20 protein-coding genes are annotated in these 24,543 nt (G+C 63.1%); 6 read left to right on the forward strand and 14 right to left on the reverse strand.

Annotation, left to right across the window (positions count from 1 at the left end):
- Positions 1-40 precede the first annotated feature (40 nt).
- Positions 41-2,185 (forward strand): FUSC family protein, encoded by a 2,145-nt coding sequence (locus tag HH213_RS08975; RefSeq protein ID WP_169112034.1) that lies wholly within the window; start codon positions 41-43, stop codon positions 2,183-2,185.
- 21 nt (positions 2,186-2,206) lie between these two features.
- Positions 2,207-3,118 carry an EamA family transporter gene (locus HH213_RS08980; protein ID WP_169112035.1) on the forward strand — a complete coding sequence of 304 codons (912 nt, stop codon included), beginning with the start codon at positions 2,207-2,209 and terminating at the stop codon, positions 3,116-3,118.
- Here HH213_RS08980 and HH213_RS08985 read toward each other — a convergent pair whose 3' ends face one another.
- Positions 3,119-4,417 (reverse strand): GGDEF domain-containing protein, encoded by a 1,299-nt coding sequence (locus HH213_RS08985; protein ID WP_169112036.1) that lies wholly within the window; start codon positions 4,415-4,417, stop codon positions 3,119-3,121. It lies immediately after the preceding gene.
- A 225-nt stretch (positions 4,418-4,642) separates the two neighbouring features.
- Here HH213_RS08985 and HH213_RS08990 point away from each other — a divergent pair, with 225 nt between their 5' ends.
- Positions 4,643-4,864 (forward strand): hypothetical protein, encoded by a 222-nt coding sequence (locus HH213_RS08990; protein WP_110845543.1) that lies wholly within the window; start codon positions 4,643-4,645, stop codon positions 4,862-4,864.
- Between the two features lie 196 nt (positions 4,865-5,060).
- On the opposite strand, the gene HH213_RS08995 is transcribed toward HH213_RS08990, so the two are convergent.
- The 11 genes from HH213_RS08995 to HH213_RS09045 form a co-directional block, all read right to left on the reverse strand.
- Entirely contained in the window at positions 5,061-6,524 is a 1,464-nt protein-coding gene (locus tag HH213_RS08995; RefSeq protein WP_169112037.1) for an APC family permease, read from the reverse strand.
- A gap of 344 nt (positions 6,525-6,868) precedes the next feature.
- Entirely contained in the window at positions 6,869-7,375 is a 507-nt protein-coding gene (locus tag HH213_RS09000; protein WP_110845707.1) for a DUF1993 domain-containing protein, read from the reverse strand.
- 59 nt (positions 7,376-7,434) lie between these two features.
- Positions 7,435-7,983 carry an EF-hand domain-containing protein gene (locus tag HH213_RS09005; RefSeq protein ID WP_110845545.1) on the reverse strand — a complete coding sequence of 183 codons (549 nt, stop codon included), beginning with the start codon at positions 7,981-7,983 and terminating at the stop codon, positions 7,435-7,437.
- A gap of 88 nt (positions 7,984-8,071) precedes the next feature.
- A complete protein-coding gene (locus HH213_RS09010) occupies positions 8,072-9,091 on the reverse strand; it encodes a succinylglutamate desuccinylase (RefSeq protein WP_169112038.1) in 1,020 nt (339 codons plus the stop codon).
- Positions 9,092-9,095: 4 nt separating this feature from the next.
- Positions 9,096-13,808, reverse strand: a complete 4,713-nt coding sequence (locus HH213_RS09015; RefSeq protein WP_169112039.1) for an NAD-glutamate dehydrogenase domain-containing protein — start codon at positions 13,806-13,808, stop codon at positions 9,096-9,098.
- Positions 13,809-13,884: 76 nt separating this feature from the next.
- Entirely contained in the window at positions 13,885-15,222 is a 1,338-nt protein-coding gene (gene astB / locus HH213_RS09020; RefSeq protein ID WP_169112040.1) for an N-succinylarginine dihydrolase, read from the reverse strand.
- A gap of 12 nt (positions 15,223-15,234) precedes the next feature.
- On the reverse strand, positions 15,235-16,716 hold the full coding sequence (gene astD / locus HH213_RS09025; protein ID WP_174864402.1) for a succinylglutamate-semialdehyde dehydrogenase: 1,482 nt from the start codon (positions 16,714-16,716) through the stop codon (positions 15,235-15,237).
- A complete protein-coding gene (gene astA / locus HH213_RS09030) occupies positions 16,709-17,764 on the reverse strand; it encodes an arginine N-succinyltransferase (protein ID WP_169112041.1) in 1,056 nt (351 codons plus the stop codon). The genes astD and astA overlap by 8 nt, the downstream gene beginning before the upstream one ends.
- A 14-nt stretch (positions 17,765-17,778) precedes the next feature.
- The gene (locus HH213_RS09035) at positions 17,779-18,813 is read right to left on the reverse strand and encodes an arginine N-succinyltransferase (RefSeq protein ID WP_110845551.1); all 1,035 of its coding nucleotides are present in this window, start codon (positions 18,811-18,813) and stop codon (positions 17,779-17,781) included.
- A gap of 117 nt (positions 18,814-18,930) precedes the next feature.
- Positions 18,931-20,175 carry an acetylornithine/succinyldiaminopimelate transaminase gene (locus tag HH213_RS09040; RefSeq protein ID WP_110845552.1) on the reverse strand — a complete coding sequence of 415 codons (1,245 nt, stop codon included), beginning with the start codon at positions 20,173-20,175 and terminating at the stop codon, positions 18,931-18,933.
- Positions 20,176-20,303: 128 nt separating this feature from the next.
- Positions 20,304-21,242, reverse strand: a complete 939-nt coding sequence (locus HH213_RS09045; protein WP_169112042.1) for a GlxA family transcriptional regulator — start codon at positions 21,240-21,242, stop codon at positions 20,304-20,306.
- 126 nt (positions 21,243-21,368) lie between these two features.
- Here HH213_RS09045 and HH213_RS09050 point away from each other — a divergent pair, with 126 nt between their 5' ends.
- The 3 genes from HH213_RS09050 (at position 21,369) to HH213_RS09060 (ending at position 23,015) form a co-directional block, all read left to right on the forward strand.
- Entirely contained in the window at positions 21,369-21,788 is a 420-nt protein-coding gene (locus HH213_RS09050) for a MarR family winged helix-turn-helix transcriptional regulator (protein WP_229263362.1), read from the forward strand.
- Positions 21,789-21,806: 18 nt separating this feature from the next.
- Complete coding sequence (locus HH213_RS09055) at positions 21,807-22,088, forward strand: hypothetical protein (protein ID WP_110845555.1); 282 nt, start codon at positions 21,807-21,809, stop codon at positions 22,086-22,088.
- Positions 22,089-22,178: 90 nt separating this feature from the next.
- Entirely contained in the window at positions 22,179-23,015 is an 837-nt protein-coding gene (locus tag HH213_RS09060) for an HDOD domain-containing protein (protein ID WP_169112044.1), read from the forward strand.
- A 139-nt stretch (positions 23,016-23,154) separates the two neighbouring features.
- On the opposite strand, the gene HH213_RS09065 is transcribed toward HH213_RS09060, so the two are convergent.
- Together HH213_RS09065 and HH213_RS09070 are read right to left on the reverse strand one after the other, a co-directional pair.
- Complete coding sequence (locus HH213_RS09065) at positions 23,155-23,772, reverse strand: glutathione S-transferase family protein (protein ID WP_169112045.1); 618 nt, start codon at positions 23,770-23,772, stop codon at positions 23,155-23,157.
- Between the two features lie 61 nt (positions 23,773-23,833).
- A complete protein-coding gene (locus tag HH213_RS09070; protein ID WP_169112046.1) occupies positions 23,834-24,529 on the reverse strand; it encodes a helix-turn-helix transcriptional regulator in 696 nt (231 codons plus the stop codon).
- Positions 24,530-24,543: the final 14 nt, after the last annotated feature.

The following is a 24,543-nucleotide window of genomic DNA, read 5'->3' on the forward strand; positions in this document are numbered from 1 at the left end:
TCCTGCGGTGCGCATGCAAGCTGCCCACAAGGCCATAGCCATGCATTACGCACTCAATCTGCGCACCTTCTTTTACAGCCACTACTTTTATCTTGGCCTGCGTTTTGCCGCCGGCCTGGTTGGCGTTACCCTGATCACGCTGCAATTTGCCGACATGGCCACCGCCATGACGGTCTGTATCGGCGCGCTGTGCACCGCGCTGATGGACATGCCCAGCCCCCTGCGCCACAAGTTCAACGAGATGAGCGCCTCGGTGCTGCTGTGCAGCGCCGTCACCCTGTTAATCAGCCTGTGCGCGCCACTGCATTGGCTGCTGATGATCATGCTGGTGGTGGTCAGCTTCGGCGCCTGCATGATGGTCGTCTACGGCAAGAAGTCGATGCCGCTGCAACTGGCCACGCTGTTCATCATGACCATGTCGATGGAACACGACATGACGGTGCGCCAGTCCTTCATCCACACCGGCCTGTTCACGCTCGGCGCCGTGGCTTATCTGGCCTACGCCATGGGCATCTCGTGGATACTGCGTCACCGCATCAAGCAGCAGGTGCTGGCCGAAGCGCTGTTCGAACTGGCGGCCTACATCGACATCAAGGCCGACTTCTACGATACGCGCCACAACCTCACCGAACAATTCAATAAACTGATCCGCCATCAAAGCCTGCTGGCCGATCGTCAGCAAGCCTCGCGTGACCTGATCCTGCGTGCGCATAACAACGCCCGCGACGCCATTGTGGTGCAGGTCCACGTCTGCATGCTGGACCTGTATGAACTGATCCTGTCCACCCACACCGACTACGCGCTGCTGCGCGCGCACTTGGCCGACTCGCCGGTGATGACCACGCTGCACGACCTGGCCTACAAGGCCGCACGCGATATCGAATCGGTGGCCTACGACGTCACGCGCAAGAAGTCGTCCTATCCGGAGATCAGCTACGAGCCCGAGCTGGATGCGATCGAAGCGGAGCTGGCCGCCATCCAGCAGCGCATCGACGACGGCAAGCCGCAGCACGAAGCGCTGGCGGTGCTGCGCGCACAGCGCAACAAGATCCGCGCCATCATCAAGATGATCGGCGAACTGCATCAGGCCAGCCAGAAGGCCTACGACACCACGCCGTTCTGGGTCGATGCCGACATGGGGCCGTTCCTGTCGCAGCAGAAGTACGAATTCCGCATGATCCTGTCGCACCTGCGGCTCGATTCGCCGATCTTCCGCTTCTCGCTGCGGGTGGCGATGGCGATTGCGGTCGGCCTGGCGGTGGCGGCGCTGCTGCCGTATGCGGCACACAGCTACTGGATCGTGCTGACGATTGTGATCATCCTCAAGCCATCGTTCAGCATGACCAAGCAGCGCCGCAGCGACCGCATCATCGGCACCATCATCGGCTGCGTGATCACGGCGCTGGTCATCAAGTTCCTCAACTATCCGGCGCTGATTCTCGCCATCCTGGTGCTGTCGACGGTGGCCACGCCCACCTTCATTTACCTGCGGTACCGCTACGCGGCGATTGCGGTGTCGATCATGATCCTGCTGCAGATGCACCTGATCGCACCGGGCAACCATAACCTGATCATGGAGCGTCTGATCGACACCTTCATCGGCGCGGCGGTGGCAACGGTGTTCAGCTTCGTGCTGGCCAGCTGGGAGTACCAGACCTTGCCGCGCCTGGTGCGGGAAGTGCTGGCGGTTAACCTGCGCTACATGCAGGCCAGCTTCGATCTGCTGCAAGGCAAAGGCAAGGATGATTTCGCCTACCGCATTGAACGCAAACGCCTGATGGACAGCCTGGCCATGCTCAGTTCCGCGCTGGTGCGCATGCTCGACGAACCGTCCAGCAAGCAGCGCGCGGTGGAGGATATCAACCTGTTCATCGTGCAGAATTACCTGCTGGTGGCGCACGTGGCGGCGCTGCGCGCGATCCTGCGCCGGCATACCAGGGAGCTGCCGGCGGAACCGGTCAACGCCATGCTGGCCGACAGCCATGACCAGGTGGTAGAGACGCTCACGCGCGCGCTCGATCCGCACAAGGCCGACCAGGCGCCGTTGATGACGCCAATCGCTGCCGATACCAGCAGCGTGCCGTGGTCCGGCTGGCCGCTGGTCCAGCGCCGCATCCGGCTGCTGCAAGCGGACGCCGTCAAAATCATCGTCCACCGCGAAGCCATCCTGCGAGACATCGCCTAGCGCACCTGCTAGTATGGGCGGATGAACATCTCCGCCTTCACCACCCGCGACCTGCTGTCCGCCCTCCTGGTCGTTATCATCTGGGGCACCAACTTTGTCGCGATGAAGGTCGGTCTGCGCGACCTGACGCCGTTCCAGTTGGGCGCCGCGCGTTATGTCTTCGCCATCCTGCCGCTGATCTTCTTCGTGCGCCCGCCCAAGCTGGCGCCCAAGTGGGTGATCGCCTATGGCTTGAGCCAGGGCGTGGGGCAATTCGGACTGCTGTTCCTGTCGCTCAAGGTCGGCATGTCGGCCTCGTTGGCCTCGGTGATTTTGCAGACGCAGGTCTTCTTCACCGCCATCTTCAGCTTCATGCTGCTGAAAGAGCACACCAGCCGCGCGCTGATGGCCGGGCTGCTGCTGGCGGCCGTGGGCCTGGGCTGCTTCGCCACCAGCGCCATGCAATCGGGCCACGCCATCGACATCACGCCAGGCGGCTTCGTGCTATGCCTGGCCGGTGCCGCGATGTGGGCCGTGTCGAATATCGTTGTGCGCCGCGCGCAGAAGGCCACGCCCAACTTTGACGTCATCAGTTTTATCGTCTGGTGCGGCGCGGTGCCGATTATTCCCTTCGTGCTGCTGTCGTTGGCGTTTGACGCTCCTTCCACCCGCTGGATCTGGATGGCTGCGCCGCCGGTCACCTGGGTGGCGGTCGCGTACATCGGCTGGATTTCCACCATCGCCGGCTACGCGATGTGGACCCGTTTGCTGAAGCGCCATCCGGTCAACCGCGTGGCGCCGTTCAGTTTGGGCGTACCGGTGGTGGGCATCGCCTCCGGCATGCTGATGCTCGGCGATACCATCGGCGCGTGGCAGTGGGCCGGCACCGCCTTGATTGTCGCGGCGCTGGTCTGCACCATGTTCGGCGGCCGCTGGCTGGACCGCCAGGCCTGATCAGCCGGCGAAGCAGACGCGGTTGCGGCCCGTCTCCTTGGCGCGGTACAGCAGTGCATCGGCCTTTTGCAGCATCGCTTCCGCCGTGCCGGCCGCCAGGTCGGCGTACACGCCCATGCTCATGGTCACCTTCAGTTCCGGATGCACCTGATGCCACGGGAAGGCCTCGATCATCGCGCGCAGCTTGTCGCACAGTGCGGCGGCCTGCGGCAGTTCAGTCTCCGGAAACGCGATGACGAATTCCTCGCCGCCATAGCGCGCCACCAGATCGCTCAGGCGCATATGGCTGCGCAGGATCTCACCGACCTGGCGCAGCACCGTGTCGCCGGTGGCGTGCGAGAACTGGTCGTTGATCTTCTTGAAGAAATCGATATCGCCGATCACCACGCTGAGCGGCCGCTTGTGGCGCACCGCGTGGCTGAACAAGGTACAAGCCTGTTCATCGAAATGGCGGCGGTTATGCAGCTTAGTCAGCGCGTCGCGCACGCTCAGCTCGCGCATCTGCTCCGCCTGCGCCAGAATGGTCTGGTGCGATTCGCTCAACTCCTCGTGCGTGCGCGCCAGCTTTTCACTCATGGCGTTGAATGCGGCAGCCAGTTCGGCCACTTCGTCCTTGCCCTCGACCGGCACCCGCTGCAACAGCGATCCGCCATGCATGGCGCGCACCGCGCCGGTTAGATGGCCCAGCGTGCGGCCCAGTCCACGGCTGAGCAGCACGCCGAGCACCAGCGCCAGCACCGCCGCGCCGCTGACACCAAACCAGAGCGCATCGCGCATTGCCGCCAGATATTGCAGTTCCTGCCTGCTCGGCGTGATCACGCCTTCCGGCGACACATACGCCACCACGCGGCCGTGCACCTCGACTGCCCGCGCATCCTTGCGCGCCGCCTCCGACAGCAGTTCGCCATGCTTGTAGACGCCGGCGCCGAGCAGCACGCGGTAATCCTGGTCGGCCAGAATGAAGTGATACGGCGGCTCGCCGCGATGCTCCGGCCGGCCCTCGCCGGGCGGCGGTGGCGGACGCTCGCGGTCATCCGCCGGCGGCGGCGGACGATCCCCGGCGGACGGCCTGCGGCTCTGCATGAAGGCGTCGAACCCTTCCTTGCCGTGATTGGCCTCCCAGCTGCCATATTGCGCCAGATAGGCGGTGACGGACTCATGAAAATGCTCGGCCGCTCGCTCGCGCCGCATGCCGTCGACCTTCTTGGTCATGCCGGCATAGGCCAGGCCGCCTACCATCGCCACGGCAGCCAGTCCGGTCAACAGCAACGCCAGCATGAATTTCGTGCGCAGAGACATTCCCACCCCATCAGATTATTGCTAAAAGGACAGTAATCATACCTGAAGGCAGCGGCTACACAAAAAAATTACACTACTTCAACTTACTCCAAAGCACCACCTCTTCATAGGGAAAATCCCAAGTTATATACATTGCTTATGGCTCGTATCATAAATCGAAAGTTTTCTTATTACTGAAATGCGCGCATACTGCAACGCAACAAACGAATATTGATGGAGTTTCCGATGAGCGCAATGACCTACACCACGACCAATGACACTGGCTACTTCGCCAATGTTGCCACCGCAGTACGCCAGCTGTTCGCAGCCGTGTTCGCCGTACAACCGGGTATGTCGCAGCGCAACAAAGAAGAAACCATCTGGTGGCTCACTCGCATGGCGAATGACTGCGAGCGCCACTCCCCTAGCCTGTCCGCCGAGCTGCGCTTCTTCGCATCGCGCGGTTAATCGAATTCACTCAAGGAGAAATACTATGCTGACCATTATCGAAAACCTGCCTGCTGCAATCGCTCTGTCCGGCCTGGTGCTGCGCCTGTACCTGGGCAACAAGCCTGAAAACAACAGCGCTGAATAAGTTACACCGTCAAAATGGCAAAAGCCCCGGCACGCGCAAGCGGCCGGGGCTTTTTAATTGGCTACCGTATTACTGACGGTTGAGGCGCGAGTTGCGCATGCCGTACAGGAAGTAGGTCAGCACCGTGGCGGTGATCCAGATACCGAAGATGGTGTAGGTCGTCATCGACAGGCCAAACATCAGGTACAGGCAGGCCGCGATGCTCAGGCCCGGCACCAGGTAAGGACCACCCGGCACGCGGAAGCCTTTGACGGCCGATGGGCCTTCCTTGCGACGCATCACCGGCACCGCCACCGACACCACGCTGAACGCCGTCAGCGTACCCATGCTGACCATATCCCACAGGAAGGTCGCATCGACAAAACCGGCCACCAGGCCCACCACGATGCAGACGATCAGCGTGTTGTGCACCGGCGAACCGGTGCGCGGGCTGACTTTCTGGAACGCCGGTGAAATCAGGCCATCCTTGGAAATCGCGTACAGGATGCGGGTCTGGCCGTAGATGGTCACCAGCGTTACGCTGAATACCGAAATCACGGCGCCCGCCGCCAGCACCAGCGCCGGCCAGGTCTTGCCGGTGACGTTTTGCAGGATCACGGCCAGGCCGGCTTCCTGCCCGGCGAACTTGGCCGCCGGCTGCGCGCCCATCGCGGCCACCGCCACCAGCATGTAGAACACGGTCACAATCACCAGCGCGGACAGGATGCCGATCGGCACATTACGGGTAGGATTGCGCACTTCTTCGCCGGCAGTGGCCACAGTGTCCAGGCCGATGAAGGAGAAGAACACGGTCGCCGCCGCCGCCGTCACGCCGGCCATGCCGGTGGTGTGCACGCCGCCGTCCGGGCTGAAGAACGGGTGGAAGTTGTTGATGTCGAAACCGCTGAAGGCGATCACCACGAAGAAGATCAGGATCGCCAGCTTGATCATCACCATGATGGCGTTGGTGGTGGCCGATTCCTTGGCGCCGCGGATCAGCAGCAGGCAGCACAGGCACACCAGGATGATCGGCGGCAAATTGATGTGGCCGCCATGCACTTCGATCCCGTGCGCGGTCGAGACGATGGTCGGCGAGCGCAGCATCTCTGGAATATGCCAGCCGATCGCGTTATTCAGGAAATTATTCAAGTAGTCCGACCAGCCGATCGCCACCGCGCTGGCGGCCAGGCCATATTCCAGCAGCAAACAGGCGGCCATGATGAAGGCCAGGAACTCACCCACGGTGGCGTAAGCGAACGAATACGACGAGCCGGAGGCCGGAATGCGGAACGACAGCTCGGCATAGCACAGCGCGGTCAGGCCGGCGGTAATGGCGGCGATCAGGAACGACAGGATGACGGATGGGCCAGCCTTGGGTACGGCCTCAACCATCGTAAAGAAGATGCCGGTGCCGATCGTGGCGCCGACACCGATCATCGTCAGGGGGAACAGGCCTACAGAGCGGTGCAAACTGTTGCTGCTGCTTGGGTCTTCTGCTTTTTGATGGTTGACCAGCTTGGTACGGGTCAGTTTCTGGACCAGCGTTTGGTTCACAGGCTATCCTTGTGGGAGATGATGTCGGGGCAAAAACACAGCGATTATAGGGCTTTCCGTCCGGCTCCCCTACAGGTATTTTGTGCCACAAATACAACTTTGACCCTTACGCCATATGGCCTGCGTTACAAGTGCTTACTTTTGATACAGGGGCATGTATAGATTGCAAACAGGCGATGGCTTACTCTTGAGGCAAGTGTTACTCAAAGCCAAGAAGGAGAGCCAGCCATGCCGATTCAAAAGATCCCTACCGTATCTCGCCGCATCCATCCCGCCGCCGTGACCGGCGCCGCCATGGTCCTGCTTGGCCTGGCCATTACCCTGACGGCGCTGATCATCCACCACTAAGCGAAAGCGCCCAGATAGTCGAGCTTGCCGATCTTGACACCCTGATTGCGCAGGATGTCGTGCGCGGTGGCGACATGGAAGTAGAAATTGGGCAGCGCGAAGGTCAGCAGGTAGCTGGCGCCGGTAAAGTCCGGGAAGCCGCCGAAATTGAGGCGGATAGTGCGTTCTTCGCTGTCGGCGAACTGCTCCGGCGTCACGCTTTCCAGGAAGGCGATGGTGTTGGCGATCCGCTGTTGCAGCTGATCGAATGACGTTTCGTTATCTTCAAACTTAGGCGCCGGCACGCCGGTCAGGCGTTCCACCGTCATCTTCGACGTATCGCTGGCGCGCTGCACCTGGCCCGTCAGCGGCAACATATCATCGGCCAGCCGCGCCGAAATCATCGCATCCGGTACCGAGCCCTGCTGCTCGACGTGTGCTTCCGCCTTCTTCAGCAACGCCGACAACACTTTCAACCCGCGCACGAACGCGGGCACCGTCAATTGATCCATCGATAGCGCCATCATCATCTCCCCGAAAGAAAACTCCGAGTGTAGCGCAACGGCTTGAAGGCTGCCGGCGGTCAGGCCAATGCGTCGATGTTATTGCCGATCTGGCTGGTATTGCTGGCGGCGGCGGCTTTGCTGGCTTGCGCGATGTCGTAGACCAGTTGCTCTTGCTGGGTCACGGTGCCGTCTTCGTTCTTGTCGGCTGCGTCGTAGGTTTTGGTGGCGCTGCTGCTGCCACCGGCCGCGCTGGCGCCACCTGCGCCGCCAGCGCCTTTTGCGCCGCCGGCGCCGCTGACGCCACTCGCGCCCTGCGAGCCGCCCTCACCGCCGCCCTGCGGACGCGGCGGTTTGAAGTCGCCGCTCTTGATGGCCGAGGTCAGGTCATCCTTGGTGATCGAGCCGGTGCCTTCTTTGTCGATGGCGTCGAACTGCTTGGTGGCGTCGTCGGACGAGACGCCTTTGGATTCCAGGCCCTTGACGAACTCGTCTTTGCTGACCGAACCGTCGGTGTCGGCATCCATATCGTCGAACATCTTGGTCGCCAGACGCGCTGCGCCTTTGGCTGGATCGAAAGTTGGGGCGGTGGTGGTGCTGCTGGAAACGCTGCTGATTGCTGTGCTCATGGTTCTTACTCCGTGGTTAAGGACGCTATTCTATTAACGAACTAAACCATGTATCCATGACCCCGCAGAGTGTAAAGACGGGTAAAGATCAATCGACGCGCACCACCATCAGCCCTGCCCGCAAGCCGACACGCACATCGGGATTGGGGAATACCACCAGTTCTTCCGCATGCTGCACGGTGTAGACGGTGTCGCCATCACGCGCAATCTCTTCTCCTTGTTTCATGGCGGTGAAGTTATGCGTCTCTTTGCCGAACGCCATCTGGAACTGGTCGCTCAACTTGATGATCTGGCGCGCGGTATTGAAGATGTGCGGCCGCTGCGTGCCGTCACGCCTGGCCGCGCCGCGCAGCAGGTCATCGAGCGCCTGCGATGCGTCCTTGAACTGCGCCAGGTCATTCTGACCCAGCGTGCCGATGCGGCCCAGTTCAATGGTGGTGCCGGCCGCCGCATGGTGCTCGGCCGAGTAGTAGCTGTAAGTACCCACCGAGGCCGGGTTCATGATGATGGCGCCGATACCCGCAAGTCCCAGCCAGTCGATCAGTTGCGCGCGCGGTTGATCGGCAATCAATTCCGGCACGATGGCGAAGGTGGGATAAACGGATGGCCGGATCGCGGTATGCAGGTCGAGATGCCAGCGCGCCGGGCCGGCGTTCTGGAAGAACGCGGTGGTGGCGGCGATCATCACGTCGGCGCGTGCAGCTTCCGCCGTGCCTTCCAGCGTGCCGCGCTTTTCGCGGAACATGCGATTCAGGTCCGCGTCGATGAAGCGCTTGCCGGCGCGGATGGCGCCGATATTACCGACGCAAAGCATCAGGTCCACCGCCAGCGCGGACGGCTGATGCGACAGGGCGTCCAGCAAGTAAGCCACGACTTCGATCGGTCCGGTCTCGTCGCCGTGCACGCCGACGGAGATCAGCACCGCCGGGCGGACCGCACCACCGGCCGCGCGGATCGTGATGATGCCGTCGGCCGGCTCGGCGACCACAAAGCCGGCCGCCGTAAAGCGCGGCGCGATGGCGCTGAAATCCGCCTCCGCCAGCGCGCGCACCGCAGCAGGCAACTGCTGCGGCAACGCTGCCGGCGAATGTGCTTGCGAAACGCTCATCGTCTTACGCCGCCTGTGCCGTGACGCTGGCGTTGACCGCCTCGGACAAAGCCCACACATCCAGCATCGCCTGTTCCAGATCCGTCGCCACCGAATAGCCGGACAAGCCCAGCGTGTTGGCGACCACCTCCACCGCCTCCAGCGCCGAATGGCCGCCGGTGGCATGCTTGAGCACCTGCGACAGCAGGCGTTGCTGCGTGCGGCGCAGCGCGTTTTGCGCGTAGCTGCGCAACTGTTCCTGCGAACGGCTGGTGGCCGGCAGTTTCAGGCCGCGTTCCAGCGTGTCGATGCCGACCTGCGCGCGCAGCGCCAGGCCCACATGCAGGAAGGCCGGCAAGTCCATGCCCGCCGGACGTTGCACCGACAGCGCCGCAAACACAAACGCCGCCACGGCTTCCAGCGCATCCACCGCCATCCAGGCGCGCACAAATTCTGCGCGCAGGCCGGCGGTCAGTTCCGCTTCCGACTGGCCGCTGACAGGGGTGAGCTGCGCCAGCGTTTCCGGATTGGCGAACAGGCCGGTCAACTCGCCGACACCATTGCGCAACTGCTCGACAGGCACCGACAGCGCGCCTTCGATCACCGCCTTCTGCAGTACGCGGGTGTGCGCATCGACCTTGATCGACACCGCGCGCGGGATCTTCAGCGCATCTTCATCCAGCGTATCGAAGATCGGCGCCAGGTTCAGCGCGGACCATGCCTGGCCCCACGCAAGGATTACATCCGCTTCATCCACGCCATGTTCGCCCGCCAGTTGACGCAGCATCAGCGGACCGCAACGGTTGACCGATTCATTCGCCAGCACGGTGGCCAGGATGGCGTTGGCCAGCGGGTGCGCCAATGCTGGACGGGTAGCCACCAGCAGATCCGGGAAGTACGGTTTGAGCACCGATTCGGCCCAGCTGTTCTCGGTCAGCGGCAGCGCCGACAGAATTCGTTTGTAGCGGTTCTTGACGTTGGCGATGACCACCGCTAGTTCCGGCGTGGTCAGGCCCCGGCCATCGGCCTTGCGGCGCGCCAGTTCAGCCACCGACGGCAACTGCTCCAGCTCACGCGACAGCGCGCCCTCTTCTTCCAGAGACGCGATCAGCGCGGCGTAACCGTCCTGCACATCCGGATCGACCTGCGCCTGCAACTCGCGCACCAGCAACTGCGTTTGCAGCGTGTTGTCGCGCAGGACCAGGCGCTCGATGTCGTCGGTCATCTCGTTCAGCGTGCGGTTGCGGTCTGCTTCGCTCAACTGGCCGGCGTTCATTTCCACGTCCAGCCACATCTTTGCGTTCACTTCATGGTCGGAGCAATCCACGCCGGCCGAGTTGTCGATCGCATCAGTGAAGATGCGGCCACCGGACAGCGCAAACTCGATACGGCCAGCCTGCGTCGCACCCAGGTTGCCGCCTTCGGTGACGACTTTGCAGCGCAGCTGATTGCCGTCGACACGGATGTTGTCGTTGGCGCGGTCCTTGACCTGCGCGTGCGATTCGGTCGAGGCCTTGATATAGGTGCCGATGCCGCCGTTGTAGAACAGGTCCACCGGCGCCAGCAGGATGCGGTGCATCAGTTCTTCCGGCGCCAGTGCGGTTTCTTCGATATCCAGCACGGCGCGGATTTCCGGCGACAGCTCGATCGAACGCGCGTTACGCGGGAATACACCGCCGCCCTTCGAGATCAGTTCCTTGTTGTAGTCTTCCCACGAGGAGCGCGGCAACGCAAACATGCGCTCACGCTCGACGAACGATGCTTCCATGTCCGGATTCGGATCAAGGAAGATATGACGGTGATCGAACGCCGCCACGATCTTCAGCTTGCGCGACAACAGCGCGCCGTTGCCGAACACGTCGCCCGACATATCGCCCACGCCGACCATGGTCACCGGCGACACGTGAATGTCGTGGTCCATTTCGTAGAAGTGGCGCTTGACCGCTTCAAACGCGCCCTTGGCGGTAATGCCCATCTTCTTGTGGTCGTAGCCGTTGGAGCCGCCCGACGCAAACGCGTCGCCCAGCCAGAAACCGCGCTGCACGGCGATGCCGTTGGCGATGTCGGAGAAGGTCGCGGTGCCTTTATCGGCCGCCACCACCAGGTAAGGATCGTTAGGGTCGTAGACCACGGTATCGGCCGGCGGCACGATGTTACCCAGCACGCGGTTGTCGGTCACTTCCAGCAGGCTGGCGATGAACAGGCGATACACTGCCTCGCCTTCCGCCGCGATGGTTTCGCGCACGGCGTCTTTCGGCATCTGCTTGCAGACAAAGCCTCCCTTGGCGCCGGCCGGTACGATGACGGCGTTCTTCACCATCTGCGCCTTGACCAGGCCGAGGACTTCGGTGCGGTAGTCTTCCATGCGGTCCGACCAGCGCAAGCCACCACGGGCGACCGGGCCGCCGCGCAGGTGCACGCCTTCGAAGCGGCGCGAGAACACGAAGATCTCGCGGAACGGACGCGGTTCCGGCACCAGCAGCAGGTTACTGGTGTCGAATTTGAAGATAATCTTGTCGCCCTGCTGATCGTTCTGGAAGTAATTGGTGCGCAGCGTGGCGCTGATCAGCGTCGCCATCGCGCCCAGCACTTCTTCGCTGTCGGCGTGATTGATGGCCGGCAGACGGCTCTTGATGTCGGCAACCTTGTCCAGCGCAGCGGCGCGCGTGGCTTCGTCGTTGGCAGGATTAAAGCGCTGCAGGAAGGCGTCCACCAGTTCCTTGACGATGGCCGGCTGCTTGCGCAGCGTCTCGGCCATGTAGCGCACCGAGAAGCGCGGGCTGGCCTGGCGCCAGTAGCTCATGTAGGCGCGCACCAGCTGCACTTCGCGCACGCTCAGGCCACCTTCGACCACCAGGCCATTCAGACGGCCGTCTTCGGCCGCATCGTTGAACAGCGCGGCGAACAGCTCTTCCGCCACCGGCACGATTTCCGGCTTGGACAGCTTGGCGGCGCTGTCGGCATCCACCGACAGGCTGGTGACGAAATGGCGCTCGCCGTTCACGCGCAGCGAGTGCGCCTGCTCGCGGTCGATGGTCACGCCGGCGTTATGCAGCGCTGGCAGGATGGTCGACAGCGACGGCACGCGGTCGACCGAATACAGGCGAATGCTGGTGTGGCCGTTGTCGGCATCCACGCGCACGCTAACGCGCGAAGGATCGGTGTTGCGCAGGATCGCGCCCAGATCGTGGAAGGCGGCGGACGGCGTGGTGGTGGCGACGTAGTCAGTCGGCAGCGTCGCGCACATTTTGCGCAGGCTGGCGCGCAGCGGCACGTCGGTGACGGCGTCGGCCAGCACGGAGAACTGGTCGTGCCAGCCATCCATCACAGCCAGCAGCGGTTGCTGGATGTCGGTTTCCAGATCCAGCGGATAGCGCGCGCCATGCGCGATCAGGTAGACGCGGGCCAGCGGGCCATCGGCCACCAGCGTCTGCGAGCTGACATGGTTGGCGCCGGAACTGGCCTGCAGTGCTTTGGCCAGTGCCGAACCAACGCTTGCGCTGTAACGCTCGCGCGGCAGGTAGACCAGCACATTCAGGTGACGCGCATAGACGTCGCGGCGGGCGAACACTTTGGCGCGCGGCTGTTTGTACAGCGAGACCACGGCGCCGCAGACTTCGGCCAGCCATTCCGGATCGGCTTCCAGCGCTTCGGTGCGCGGCAGCGATTCGAGGATCTCGACGAACTTCTCGGCGCGGAAGCCTTCCTGGCGCACGCCGGCGATGCTCAGCACGCGCGCCACGCGGCCACGCGCGAACGGCAAACGGTTCAGCGGCGTCGAGGTGGCGGCGCGGGTGAACAGGCCCACGAAGCAGTATTCGCCGAGGATCGCGCCTTGCGCGTCGGTGCGGCGCACGCCGATGAAGTCCAGCTGCTGGTCGCGGTGCAGCGTGCCTTCCACGTCGGCCTTGACGATGGACAGCGTGTGGCCGCGCTTGGACAGCGTATCGAAATCGCCAGGGATATTGGCCAGGCAGGTACCGTACACCGGATGCGAAGTATCCTGCAGCACGCCGATGCGGCTAGGGATGTCGCGCTCCAGTTCACGCACGCCCGGCTTGACGGCGTAGTAAGCGTAGCCGAACGGCTCGAAGCCTTCGGTCTTGGCCCATTCCAGGAAGGCGGCGACTTCCTTGCCTTCTTCACCATGCGCTGCGGCTTCCGCACCGATGCGGCTGAATTGTTCCAGCATGGCGGCACGGTCGCGGCGCACCACGGCGGCGTCGCGCGACACCATGACGATGCGCTCTTCCAGCATGCCGACTTCGGCCTCCGGCAAATCTTCCGACAGCAGCACCAGCACGTACGATTCCAGCTTGGCGCCATGCTCGCCAACGGCCGTGACCACGCCGTCCGCATCGCGCGTCACCGGCAGCACCGTATTGAGTACGTTGTTGGCGGTTACGCGCAGCTTGCGCATGGCCATAACGATGGAGTCGACCAGATACGGCATGTCGTCGTTCAGAATCAGCAGCGCGGTCGCCATGCCGCCACGGCCATCGTCGTAGCGCAGGCGGGCGATCTGCGCGCCACTGGCGGTACGTTTGGCTGCCTGCACGAACCCGCCCCACAACACCATCGCCAGACTCTCGGGCGCAATACCGGCCAGGTCTTCATCGTCCAGGGACTTCAGCCAGGCGGCGATCAGCTCCGCAACCTTGGCGTCATCGCCCGGCGACATGCTCGCCTTGACGTGATCCAGTGTTTGATTGCGCAGGTCTTGTGGCGATACTTTCATCTTTGCTTCTCCAATACGTTATAGGTATCTTGTGTTGCAATGTCCGCGCCGGCTTGTGGCTGCGCGGCGTTTATTATTAAAAATCGTAGAGTCCCGGGAGTCCGAGGATACGGCTCAACTCATCCAGTGCATTATGCACTTCTATCGCCAATTGTGGGTCTGCCAGATCGGCAGGGTCCAGGCGGTCGCGGTAGTGTTTTTCCACCCACGCCACCAGCGTGTGATACAGCGCCTCGGTCATCACCACGCCCTGGTGCATGGCGGCGGCTTCGGCATCGGTCAGCGCCACGCGCAAACGCAGGCATGCGGGACCACCGCCGTTGCGCATCGACTGGCGCAGGTCGAAATGTATCAGTTCATCGATCGCGCTGCCGCCCGCTACGAGACCGTCCAGATACGCGGCCACGGAAGCGACTTCCTGGCACTCCTGCGGAATCACCAATGCCATCTTGCCATCGGCCTTGCTCAGCAGCTGGCTGTTGAAAAGATAACTGGCCACCGCGTCGGCCACCGGCACGCGGGCCGTATCGACGCGGATCGCGTTCAGGTCCGCGCCGACGCCGGCGAGTGCGCGGCGCAGCTGATCGAGCGCGCCTGCTTCGTCGGCGAATGCCTGCTCGTGGTAGAACAGGGCATTGGCGTTACCTACCGCGATCACGTCGTTATGGAACACGCCTTGATCGATGACGTCTGGGTTCTGCTGGATGTAGACGGTGCGTTCGGCCGACAGACCATGCAGCCGCGCCACCGCCTGCGAAGCTTCCAGCGTCTGGCGCGCCGGGTACTTCTTCGGCGCCGGAGCGGAGGCGTCGAACTCGGTGCGGCCGTAGACAAACATCTCGACGCCGCTGCTGCCATGGTCCTTGCATAAACGCGTGTGATTGGCCGCACCTTCGTCGCCGAAAGCCGGCGTGCCTGGCAGCGCGTCGTGCACGGCGAAGTGTTTTTCATCCTTGAAGATAGCGCGCAGTGCGCGCGTCGATTGCTCATGCTCGAAGGCGCGATGCAGCTTGTTGTTCAGGTTTGCAGCGGTGAAGTGCGTGCGCCCGTCGGCGCTATCGGCCGAAGGACTGACGGTGGCTGCGTTCGCGGTCCACATCGGCGAGGCCGAATATGCGCAGGCCAAAATCACCGGCGACTCTTTTGCCGCCTTGGCGAGTACCTCTGCGTCGGTGCCGATGAAGCCGATGCTGCGCAGCAGGCGGAAGTTCGGACGGTCCTGCGGCGGCAGCAGCGCCTGGCCGAAGCCGCGCGCCGCCAAAGCGCGCATCTTGGCCAGGCCTTGCAGCGCGGCCAGCTTGGGATTGGAGGCGCTCTTGACGTTGCTGAACGAGGCGACGTTACCGAACGACAGGCCGGCGTAGTTGTGCGATGGGCCTACCAGGCCGTCGAAGTTGAATTCGCGTGCGGACATGAGATGCTGCCTTTAGAAGTGCATGCCCGGCGAAAGCTTCGCTGGCATTTCAAGTACGTTGTTCTCAATCGATGCAACCGGATAGGCGCAGTAATCCGCCGCGTAGTAGGCGCTTGGACGGTGATTGCCCGACTGGCCCACGCCGCCGAACGGCGCGCTGCTGGCGGCGCCGGTGGTTGGACGGTTCCAGTTGACGATGCCGGCGCGCGCGCGCACCTGGAATATCTTCCACAGCTTTTCGTCGTTGGAGATCAGCGCGGCGGCCAGGCCGAAAGCGGTGTTGTTGGCGGCGTCGATGGCGCTTTCAAAATCCGCCACGCGGATGATCTGTAGCAGAGGGCCGAACCACTCTTCGTCCGGAATGCCTTTGGCGTCGGTGACGTCGACGATGCCAGCCGAGACGAAGCCGCTGTTGACGTCCAGGTGTTTCATCTCCAGCAGCAGCTTGCCGCCGCGCGCGACCAAGTCGGCCTGCGCCTGCACCAGACGCCTGGCGACAGCAGCCGACACCACGGGGCCCATGAACGGCGCTGGCTCGGCATCGGAAGCGCCGACGGTCAGACGGCTGGCGACATCGACCAGGCGCGCGACGATGGCGTCGCCGGCCGCGCCGGTCGGCAGGATCAGACGGCGCGCGCAGGTGCAGCGCTGGCCCGCCGAGATGAAGGCCGACGAAATCGCCATGAACACGGCGGCGTCGATTTCCTTGGCATCCCAGATCACCAGCGGATTGTTACCGCCCATTTCCAGCGCCAGCATCTTGCCCGGCTGGCCGCCGAATTGTTTATGCAGCGCGGTGCCGGTCTGGCAGCTGCCGGTGAACAGCACGCCGTCGAGCAGCTTGCTCTGGCCCAGCGCGATGCCGGTTTCGCGGCCGCCATTGACCAGGTTCAGCACGCCGTATGGCAGACCGGCCTTCTCCCACAGCTGCACGGTCTTGATGGCGGTGCGCGGCGCGTATTCGCTTGGCTTGAACACCAGCGTGTTACCGGCGATCAGCGCCGGCACGATATGGCCGTTCGGCAGGTGGCCGGGGAAGTTGTACGGACCGAACACGCCGAACACGCCGTGCGGACGGTGACGCAGCACCGCTTCGCCATCGGCCACCTTGCTGTGCGACTCGCCGGTGCGGGCGCTGTAGGCCTGCACCGAGATGTCGATCTTGTTGGCCATGGTGGCCACTTCGGTGCGCGACTCCCACAGCGGCTTGCCCACTTCTTCGGAGATCAGCAGCGCCAGCTCTTCGGCGTCCTGCTTGAGCAGGTCGCGGAAGCGGGTGCACACGGCGATGCGCTGTTCCAGCGGAGTCAGGGCCCATGCGTCGAACGCGGCGCGCGCGGCAGTGGTGGCCTGCGCCACATCGACTGCGGTCGATTCGTGGCTGGACCAGGTCTGCAGGCCGGTGGCCGGATTGATGGTCACCAGTTCGGCGCCGCTGCCGGCGATCCATTCGCCGTTAATGAAGTTGCTGATGTTTGCCACGGAGTTAGCCATTGTTCTTCCTCGGATTGAGAGTCAAGGTGCGCACGGTATCGCCGCTGCGGCAATGCAGGAGCTGCTGCTCCGCTTCCGGCAGGGCGACGATGCCGTTGACCGGCATCGCCTGCGACAAAATCATGCGGAAATCTTTAAGCGTGGTGTTGGAGACCAGCATAGGTTCGGCCACAACGCTCTCCGGCGCGCAGGCGGAATCCCCGTCGGTCGCCGGGCCGATGTCGGCCAGCGTGCTGTCGCGCATGGCGCGCAGTTCCGACACGCGCGCCTGCAGCACCGGGCCGGCGTCGAAAATGTCGACATAGCCTTCGAAGTACATGCCTTCCTGCTCCAGCAGGCGACGCGCCGGCGCGGTGGACGTATGCACCTTGCCGATGACTTCCTGCGCGTCGTCCGGCAGGTAAGCCACGTAGAGCGGCTGGCGCGGCATCAGTTCGGCGATGAAGGACTTCTTGCCGACGGCGGTCAGCGCATCGACGTGGTCGAAGTCCATCTTGAAGAAGTGGCGGCCCAGCCCTTCGTAGAAGGGCGAACGGCCGCTCTCCTCCTGGTAGCCGCGCATTTCGGCGATCAATTTTTCGGTGAACAGGTGCGGGAACTGGGCGATGAACAGGAAGCGGCACTTCGACAGCAGCTTGCCGTTGTTGCCGGTGCGGTAGTCGGGATGCAGAAACAGCGAACACAGTTCGGTGCTGCCGGTCAGGTCGTTCGACAGGTACAGCGTGTCCATGCGGGTGAACACATCCAGTTCGCGGCTGGAGTGCACCAGCGTGCCGATGCGGTAGTTGTAAAACGGTTCGGTCAGGCCCACCGAGCCTTTGATGGCGCACACGCCGGCCAGGCGGCCGCTGTCGGTGTCCTCCATCACGAACATATAGTCGCGCTGTTCCGGCGGGATGGTTTCGGCAAACGAGGCCACGGCGATGTTCAGGCGGTCGCCCATCATCTTCATGTCCGGCTTGAGCGTGGTCATGCCGCTGCCTACCTGGGTGGCCATCACATATAGGGCATCGAGGTCGGTGTCTTGGATTGCGCGTACAACTAGCATAGGTTTTCTCGTTTTTATATTCGGACGCAGATGACGGTATCGCCTTCGGCGATATGCAGCGCGTCCTGTACATCCAGGGATAGTGCCACGCTGAGTTGCGATTCCAGCGCCGGGCAATGCGTAATGACCACGCGGAAGTCATGCTCGGAACCGGACGACACGGCGTAGCGCAGCTGCGGCTCACGGCCGCGGTCCGGCGTCTCGACCGACGTGGCGACGCGACGCTGCAGCGCGCCGGTAAAGGTGCGCAGCGAATTCTTGTGCGCCTGCAGGATCGGGCCGCCGTCGAAGATGTCGATGTAGTCGTCGGCTTCGAAGCCTTCGGCGGTCAGCAGATTGAACGCCAGCTCGCCCGATGGATGGATCTGGCCCATGGCGGCCTGCGCGTCGCCCGGCAGCAGCGGCACGTAGACCGGATAGTGCGGCATCAGTTCGACGATCAGCGTGCGGTTGCGGGCGCCGCCGATGGTGCGTTCGGCGTCGAGGAAATCCATCTGGAAGAATTTGCGGCCCAGCGCATCCCAGAACGGCGAGCCGCCTTCGCTGTCGGTCACGCCGGCCAGCGGCACGAAGAAGCGTTCCGAAAAGCGGTGCGGCGCCAGCACCGCGAACATCAGGCGCGCGCGCGACAGCAGTGCCGCTTCCGGCGTGCCGTGTTCGCGCTCGCCGACGAAGAAGGACGACAGTTGCGAGTAGCCGGTCAGCTCGGAGCACAGCGTCAGCGCGTGCACGCTATGGCTGATGTTGAGGTCACGCGAGACCTGCTGGATCACGTCGTTACGGAAGGAGAAATAGGTGCCGTTGGAGCCGGCGGCGGCAAACATGGCGGCGGTGCCGACGATCTGCTTGTCCTGCGACTCCAGCACCATCAGGTAGCCCTCTTCGCTCGGGATGTCGACATGCGCGGCGAAGGAGGCGATCGACAGTTCGACCATGGCGCGGATTTTTTCGCGCGTCTTGGGCAAGGTATGCACTCCCGGCATAGGGACCGCGGACAGCGCCTCAAGGGCTGCAATATCCGCAAGTTCGACCGGACGGACTACATACATAAAAACTCCTTAGTGAACGTAAAAACGTCATTCCCGCGAAAGCGGGAATCCATACTGAGCCACAACGGCCGCGTTCTATGGATTCCCGCCTACGCGGGAATGACGGGATGGTGGTGCTTACGCTGCCTTCAGCAGGCCATCCAGCGACAGGCGCAGGATGCGGTCCGCTTCGGCGATCTGCTCGTCGGTGACGATCAGCGCCGGCGCCAGGCGCACCACGTCCATGCCGGCGATCAGCACCATCATACCGTTGGCTTCAGCAGCCTTCTGGATATCCTTGGAACGGCCTTTCCACGCATCGGTCACCACGATGCCCAGCAGCAGACCGGCGCCGCGCACTTGCGTGAACACTTGCGGGTAATCGCCGATCAGCTTCTCCATGGTCGAACGCAGCTTGTTGCCGGCTTCCTTCACGCGCGCCAGGAAGGCTGGCTGATTGACCGTTTCCAGCACCGCCAGCGCCACCGTCGTAGCCAGCGGATTGCCGCCGTAGGTGGTGCCGTGCGAGCCGACGTTCAGCGTGGCCGCCAGTTCGTGGGTGGTCAGCATGGCGGCGATCGGGAAACCGTTGCCCAGCGCCTTGGCCGAGGTCAGGATGTCCGGCGTAATACCGTAGGTCATGTAGTGGAACAGGTCGCCGGTACGGCCCATGCCGCATTGCACTTCATCGAAGATCAGCAGTGCGCCGGTCTTGTTGCACAGGTCGCGCAATTCTTGCAGGTAGGCTTTGTCGCCCGGCACCACGCCACCTTCGCCTTGCAGCGGCTCGACGATCACGGCGCAGACGTCGTCACCGATGGCGGCGCGCGCAGATTCGATGTCGTTGTAGGTGATGTGGTCGATCGACGGTGGCAGCGGCTCGAAGCCTTCGGTGTATTTCGACTGGCCGCCCACCGACACGGTGAACAGCGTGCGGCCGTGGAACGACTGATAGCACGAAATAATGCGCGATTTCTGCGGGCCGAATTTGCTGTGCGCGTATTTACGGGCCAGCTTCAGGGCGGCTTCATTGGCTTCGGCGCCGGAGTTGCAGAAGAAGGCGCGGTCGGCGAAGGTGGCTTCGGTCAGCGCCAGGGCCAGGCGCAGCACTGGCTCGTTGGTGTAGCCATTGCCCAGGTGCCACAGGGTGTTGGCCTGGCGGGTCAGCGCCTCGACCACGATAGGGTTGCAATGGCCAAGCGCGGCCACGGCGATGCCGGAGGTAAAGTCCAGGTAGTGTTTGCCAGTCTGGTCCCACAGGTCCAGACCCGAGCCTCGGACCGGAACCATCGCTGCCGGTGCGTAAGTCGGCACCAGGACTTCGTCAAAGGTCTGACGGGTCACAGGACGGTTGAGAGCGGTCGTATCTACTTTGGCATTCATGGCATTCCCTATCAATATGTGGGTCATGCGCGGCACAACGCCGCGTGGACCCATTATAAAAACCGGGATGCTAAAGTTCTTTTCTAATGGCGACAAGAATTTTTACTTTTGGCCGCAAAGTAAACTTGTCAGGACTGTAATTTGCGCTGGCGCTCTTCGCGCGGGGTGTTGCCGAACAGCGCGCCAAACGCGGTGGAGAAGTGCGAGCCCGACGAAAAGCCGCACATCAACCCCACTTGCACGATCGAATGATTGGTGTCCAGCAATAGCTGGCGCGCCCGTTGCAGCCGTAGTTCCAGGTAGTAGCGCGACGGCAGGCTGCCCAGGTATTGCTTGAACAGCCGCTCCAGCTGGCGCCGCGACAGGCCGACCAGGTTGGCGATGTCGTCGGTCGACAGCGGCTCCTCGATATTGGTCTCCATCAAGGTCACCGCTTCCGACAGGCGCGGCTGCAAGGCGCCGAAGCGGGCCTGCAGGGCCACCCGCTGGCGCTCTTCCGGCCCGCGCACGCGCTCCACGCACAGGCTTTCCTTGACGGTGGCCTGGATGCCGGCGCCGAACAGCTGCTCGATCAGCGTCAGCGCGAAGTCGATCGACGCGGCGCCGCCGCAGCAGCTCAGGTGGCGGCCGTCCAGCTCGAACAGGTGCGGGGTCAGGATGGCGCGCTCGGTGATGTCTTCGGTATCGGCGTACAGCGCCCACGGCAGCGCGATGCGCACGCCCGCCATCAGGCCGGCCTTGGCCAGCCACAACACGCCGGCGCCGACGCCGCCCCAGTATTCGGCCGAGCGGCAGCGCTCGATGACGGCGCGGCACTGCTCGGGCGGCAGAGGCGTCTGTTGTTCGTCGGCCACCAGCAAGGCCAGATGCCAGCCGGGCTGGGCCAGCACCACCTGGGCCGGCGTCATGGTCTCCAGTTGCAGCACATCGCGCCCCAGCTGGGCGGCGGCCAGGCGCAGCGGCTGCACCAGTCCCGCCCAGGTAATGGCGTCCGCCTCGCCGGCGTTGACCAGCAGCATGCGCAAGGGGTGCTGCTGGGCGAGGCTGGATAAATTTGCAAAGGACATCGGCTATTCTTATCAATCTTGTCGTTTGGCATAGTGTACCCCGCCGGAAAGCCGGATGCGAAGCGGCTATAATCACGTCCTATGGGTGAACGATACTTGAAAAGCATCCGGCTACTGGCTGAATGCATGCAAGGCTATGAACGGCTCTCCGGCGAATATGTGCGCCGGAGCGGCTTGACGCACGCGCAGTTCGACATTATCGCCACGCTGGGCAACACGCCCGGCATGTCCTATAAAGAACTGGGCGACAAGACGCTGATCACCAAGGGTACCCTGACCGGGGTGATCGAACGGCTGGAGCAAAAAGGCCTGGTCGAACGTCAGCGCAACGACTGCGACAAGCGTTCTTTCTTTGTGCGACTGACCCCGGAAGGCGAACGGACCTTCTGTACCGTGTTCCCGGAAGTCATCGCCAACAGCGGCAAAATGTTTGCGTCCTACACCGACGACGACTTTGCGCGGCTTGAAAAAACGCTGTCCGAACTTAAAACTGTCATCATGGCTGGTCAGACGGAGCCCGCCCCGACCAGCCGCGATTGCGATTAAAACACCAAGGAAACAGATTTGAAAACCTCTCTGCTGGACGGCATTAAACCTGCCAAATTCGACAAACACATCATCGCCAACCTGCTGCTGGACGTGGCGCCTGCGGACGAAGTGCGCCAGGAAGCCCTGATCGTCGGCGTGCGCAATGCCGACGGCGAAATCTACCGCCTGATCGGCGCCTCGACCCACAACAGTTTCATGAACGCGGTCGAGGAACTGTTCGACCTGGGCCTGAGCGACGAGCTGCAAGACACCGACGAACCGGTGGAAGGCTGCGACGCCATCTTCAGCGAGCAATAACCAATTTGGCTTGTGGGCCGAAACAGACGTCTGAAAAAGTAATACCTAGAAAAGTGCCGTACGGCAATATTCCGAGTATAATTTTTGACAATGGACAGACTCGACGCCTTCAAGACCATCGCTGCTCAAGCGAGCCGGGGGGAACTCACCTTCCCCGCCAACGTCAACGCCTCGCTGCGCTTGCAGCAGGCGCTGAATGATCCCGATTGTCACATCGAATCAGCCGCCAAGCTGATCCAGGCAGACCCGTTGCTGGCCGCGCGTAGCGTGGCGATTGCCAACTCGGTCGCCTACAACCGTTCCGGCACCGAAATCTCCAGCGTGCGAGCGGCTGTGCAGCGCCTCGGCGTGCGTACGCTGCAATCGCTGGTGGCGGCGCTGATCGTGCGCCAGATCGGCAGCCAGGTCACCGAGCCGGCGCTGGCCGCCAAGATCAACCAGTTGTGGGAGCACACCGCCCACGTGGCCGCGCTGTCGCAGGTGATCGCGCGTCGCGTCACGCACGTCGATCCGGATACGGCGCTGTTTGCCGGCATCATGCACGAGGTGGCGGGGTTCTACATGCTGTCCTGCGCCGGCGACTACCCGGAGGTGATGGAGGGCGAGCCGGAGGATTGGGTCGAGCATGGCGAAATCGAGATCGGCTGCGGCGTCATGACCCACCTGGGCGTGCCGGACGGCGTGTTCAAGGCGATTGAATCGATGTGGATCGGCCTGCGCGCGCTGCCGCCGGAAACGCTAGGCGACACGCTGCTGCTGGCCAACGACCTGTCGCCGGTGCATTCGCCGCTGTACCAGCGGCCCGGCGCCACCACTTTGCAAGGCGCGCGCACCATCGACTTCGTGGTCGGCGACGGTACGCTGCACGCCATCATGACCGAGTCGGCAGAGGATGTGCAGTCGCTGTACGCGGTGCTGATGCTGTAAAAAAAAAAGCCCGCTGGGCAGCGGGCAAAGTCCAAAACTAGGGATCTCCTCCAGAGGAGACGAGTCCAGAATACTGCCCTTGCCCGTCCTGCTCTGTGCGCTACTTCACATAAGCGTGCTCTTTTTGCAATCAGCAAGATCACCACACCGGCATGGTGTGCTTCCAGGCTTCCAGCTCGGTCACGCGGGCAAACCATGCCTGCAGATTGGCGTACTGGCTCAGCGGCAGCTTGGCTTGCTGAAGGTAAGTCAGTGACGGCGCGACTGCCAGGTCGGCCAGGCTGAGCTTTTCGCCGACCATCCATTTGCGGCCAGCCAGGTGCTGCTCCAGCACCGCGGCGAACTGCGCCACCTGCAGGCCCGCGCGTTCCAGTTCCGCCGCATCCGGGCCGCCCTTGCCGATCAGTCCTTTCCAGATGTGCTCGAAGCAAAACACGCTGATCGGCGGCGCGAAGTGCTGCACTGCCCAGAACATCCAGCGGTTGATGTCGGCGCGGACCAGGATGTTATCCGGATACAGCGTTTGCCCGTGCGTGCGGTAGGCCAGGTATTGCATGATGGCGCAGGACTCGGTCAGCGTGAACTCGCCATCATGCAGCACCGGCAGCTTGTTGTTGGGATTGAGTCCGACCAGGCGGCGGCGGTCGTCAGGGCTCAGCAGGCTGACTTCGGTCAGCTCCAGCGGCGTGCCCATGTGCAGGGCGGCCAGCATCACGCGGCGGGAACAGGTCGACATTGGGTGGTGGTACAAGCGCATGGTGCAGTCTCCGTTGAGTGGTTGAGAACTGCATCGTAGATCCAGGCTGCGACAGTTTTTGTCAGGAGTCGTCGCTGATATTGTGCTCGGCGCGCCAGGTTTTCAGCAGCTCGTGGCGGCGTGCCGGGTAGCGCTCCTGCATCGACTCCGCCGCCGCAATGCGGTCGATGCGAAAATGGCGGAACGCCAGCCGCAATTCGCACCACGCGGCCAGCAGGCGCTTGCCCTCGAAGAAGGCCAGCGCGAACGGCCACACCACCCGCTCCGATGGCGCGCCCTGCTCATCGCAGTACGCCATGCGCAGCCGGTGCTGGTAGCGGATCGCCTCGCGCACCGGACGCACGTGGATATCGCTGGCGGCTTGCCGGTCGGGACCGATCGGCACCCACAGGCTGGTGTCGGCCATGTCGTCGCGCAGGTCTTTCGGCGTGGCGGCGGCGATCTTGGCCAGCGCGTTGCTGGCGGCGTGGGCCAGCGCCTCATCGCCCTGTCTGCGCACCCAGCGCGCGCCGAGCACCAGCGCTTCCAGTTCGTCGGCACCGAACATCAGCGGTGGCAGGAAGAAGCCCGGCTTGAGCATGTAGCCGACACCGGCCTCGCCGGCCAGCGGTGCGCCAAGGCCGGTGAGGGTCTGGATGTCGCGGTAGATGGTGCGCTCGGAAACGCCCAGCTGTTCGGCCAGACGGGCGGCGGTAACGGGGCGGCGATAGCCGCGCATGGCGTCCATCAGCATGAAAAGGCGGCCGGTGCGGCTCATGGTGCGCGCTTCAC

This window comes from Duganella dendranthematis (assembly GCF_012849375.1).
In the GTDB taxonomy this organism is placed as follows: domain Bacteria; phylum Pseudomonadota; class Gammaproteobacteria; order Burkholderiales; family Burkholderiaceae_D; genus Rugamonas; species Rugamonas dendranthematis.

Coding starts and splice junctions, on each gene's coding strand:
- HH213_RS08975 (WP_169112034.1), top strand. CDS start 41: ATGCATTACGCACTCAATCTGCGCACCTTCTTTTACAGCCACTACTTT.
- HH213_RS08980 (WP_169112035.1), top strand. CDS start 2,207: ATGAACATCTCCGCCTTCACCACCCGCGACCTGCTGTCCGCCCTCCTG.
- HH213_RS08985 (WP_169112036.1), bottom strand. CDS start 4,417: ATGTCTCTGCGCACGAAATTCATGCTGGCGTTGCTGTTGACCGGACTG.
- HH213_RS08990 (WP_110845543.1), top strand. CDS start 4,643: ATGAGCGCAATGACCTACACCACGACCAATGACACTGGCTACTTCGCC.
- HH213_RS09000 (WP_110845707.1), bottom strand. CDS start 7,375: ATGGCGCTATCGATGGATCAATTGACGGTGCCCGCGTTCGTGCGCGGG.
- HH213_RS09005 (WP_110845545.1), bottom strand. CDS start 7,983: ATGAGCACAGCAATCAGCAGCGTTTCCAGCAGCACCACCACCGCCCCA.
- HH213_RS09010 (WP_169112038.1), bottom strand. CDS start 9,091: ATGAGCGTTTCGCAAGCACATTCGCCGGCAGCGTTGCCGCAGCAGTTG.
- HH213_RS09015 (WP_169112039.1), bottom strand. CDS start 13,808: ATGAAAGTATCGCCACAAGACCTGCGCAATCAAACACTGGATCACGTC.
- astB (WP_169112040.1), bottom strand. CDS start 15,222: ATGTCCGCACGCGAATTCAACTTCGACGGCCTGGTAGGCCCATCGCAC.
- astD (WP_174864402.1), bottom strand. CDS start 16,716: ATGGCTAACTCCGTGGCAAACATCAGCAACTTCATTAACGGCGAATGG.
- astA (WP_169112041.1), bottom strand. CDS start 17,764: ATGCTAGTTGTACGCGCAATCCAAGACACCGACCTCGATGCCCTATAT.
- HH213_RS09035 (WP_110845551.1), bottom strand. CDS start 18,813: ATGTATGTAGTCCGTCCGGTCGAACTTGCGGATATTGCAGCCCTTGAG.
- HH213_RS09040 (WP_110845552.1), bottom strand. CDS start 20,175: ATGAATGCCAAAGTAGATACGACCGCTCTCAACCGTCCTGTGACCCGT.
- HH213_RS09045 (WP_169112042.1), bottom strand. CDS start 21,242: ATGTCCTTTGCAAATTTATCCAGCCTCGCCCAGCAGCACCCCTTGCGC.
- HH213_RS09050 (WP_229263362.1), top strand. CDS start 21,369: ATGCAAGGCTATGAACGGCTCTCCGGCGAATATGTGCGCCGGAGCGGC.
- HH213_RS09060 (WP_169112044.1), top strand. CDS start 22,179: ATGGACAGACTCGACGCCTTCAAGACCATCGCTGCTCAAGCGAGCCGG.
- HH213_RS09065 (WP_169112045.1), bottom strand. CDS start 23,772: ATGCGCTTGTACCACCACCCAATGTCGACCTGTTCCCGCCGCGTGATG.
- HH213_RS09070 (WP_169112046.1), bottom strand. CDS start 24,529: ATGAGCCGCACCGGCCGCCTTTTCATGCTGATGGACGCCATGCGCGGC.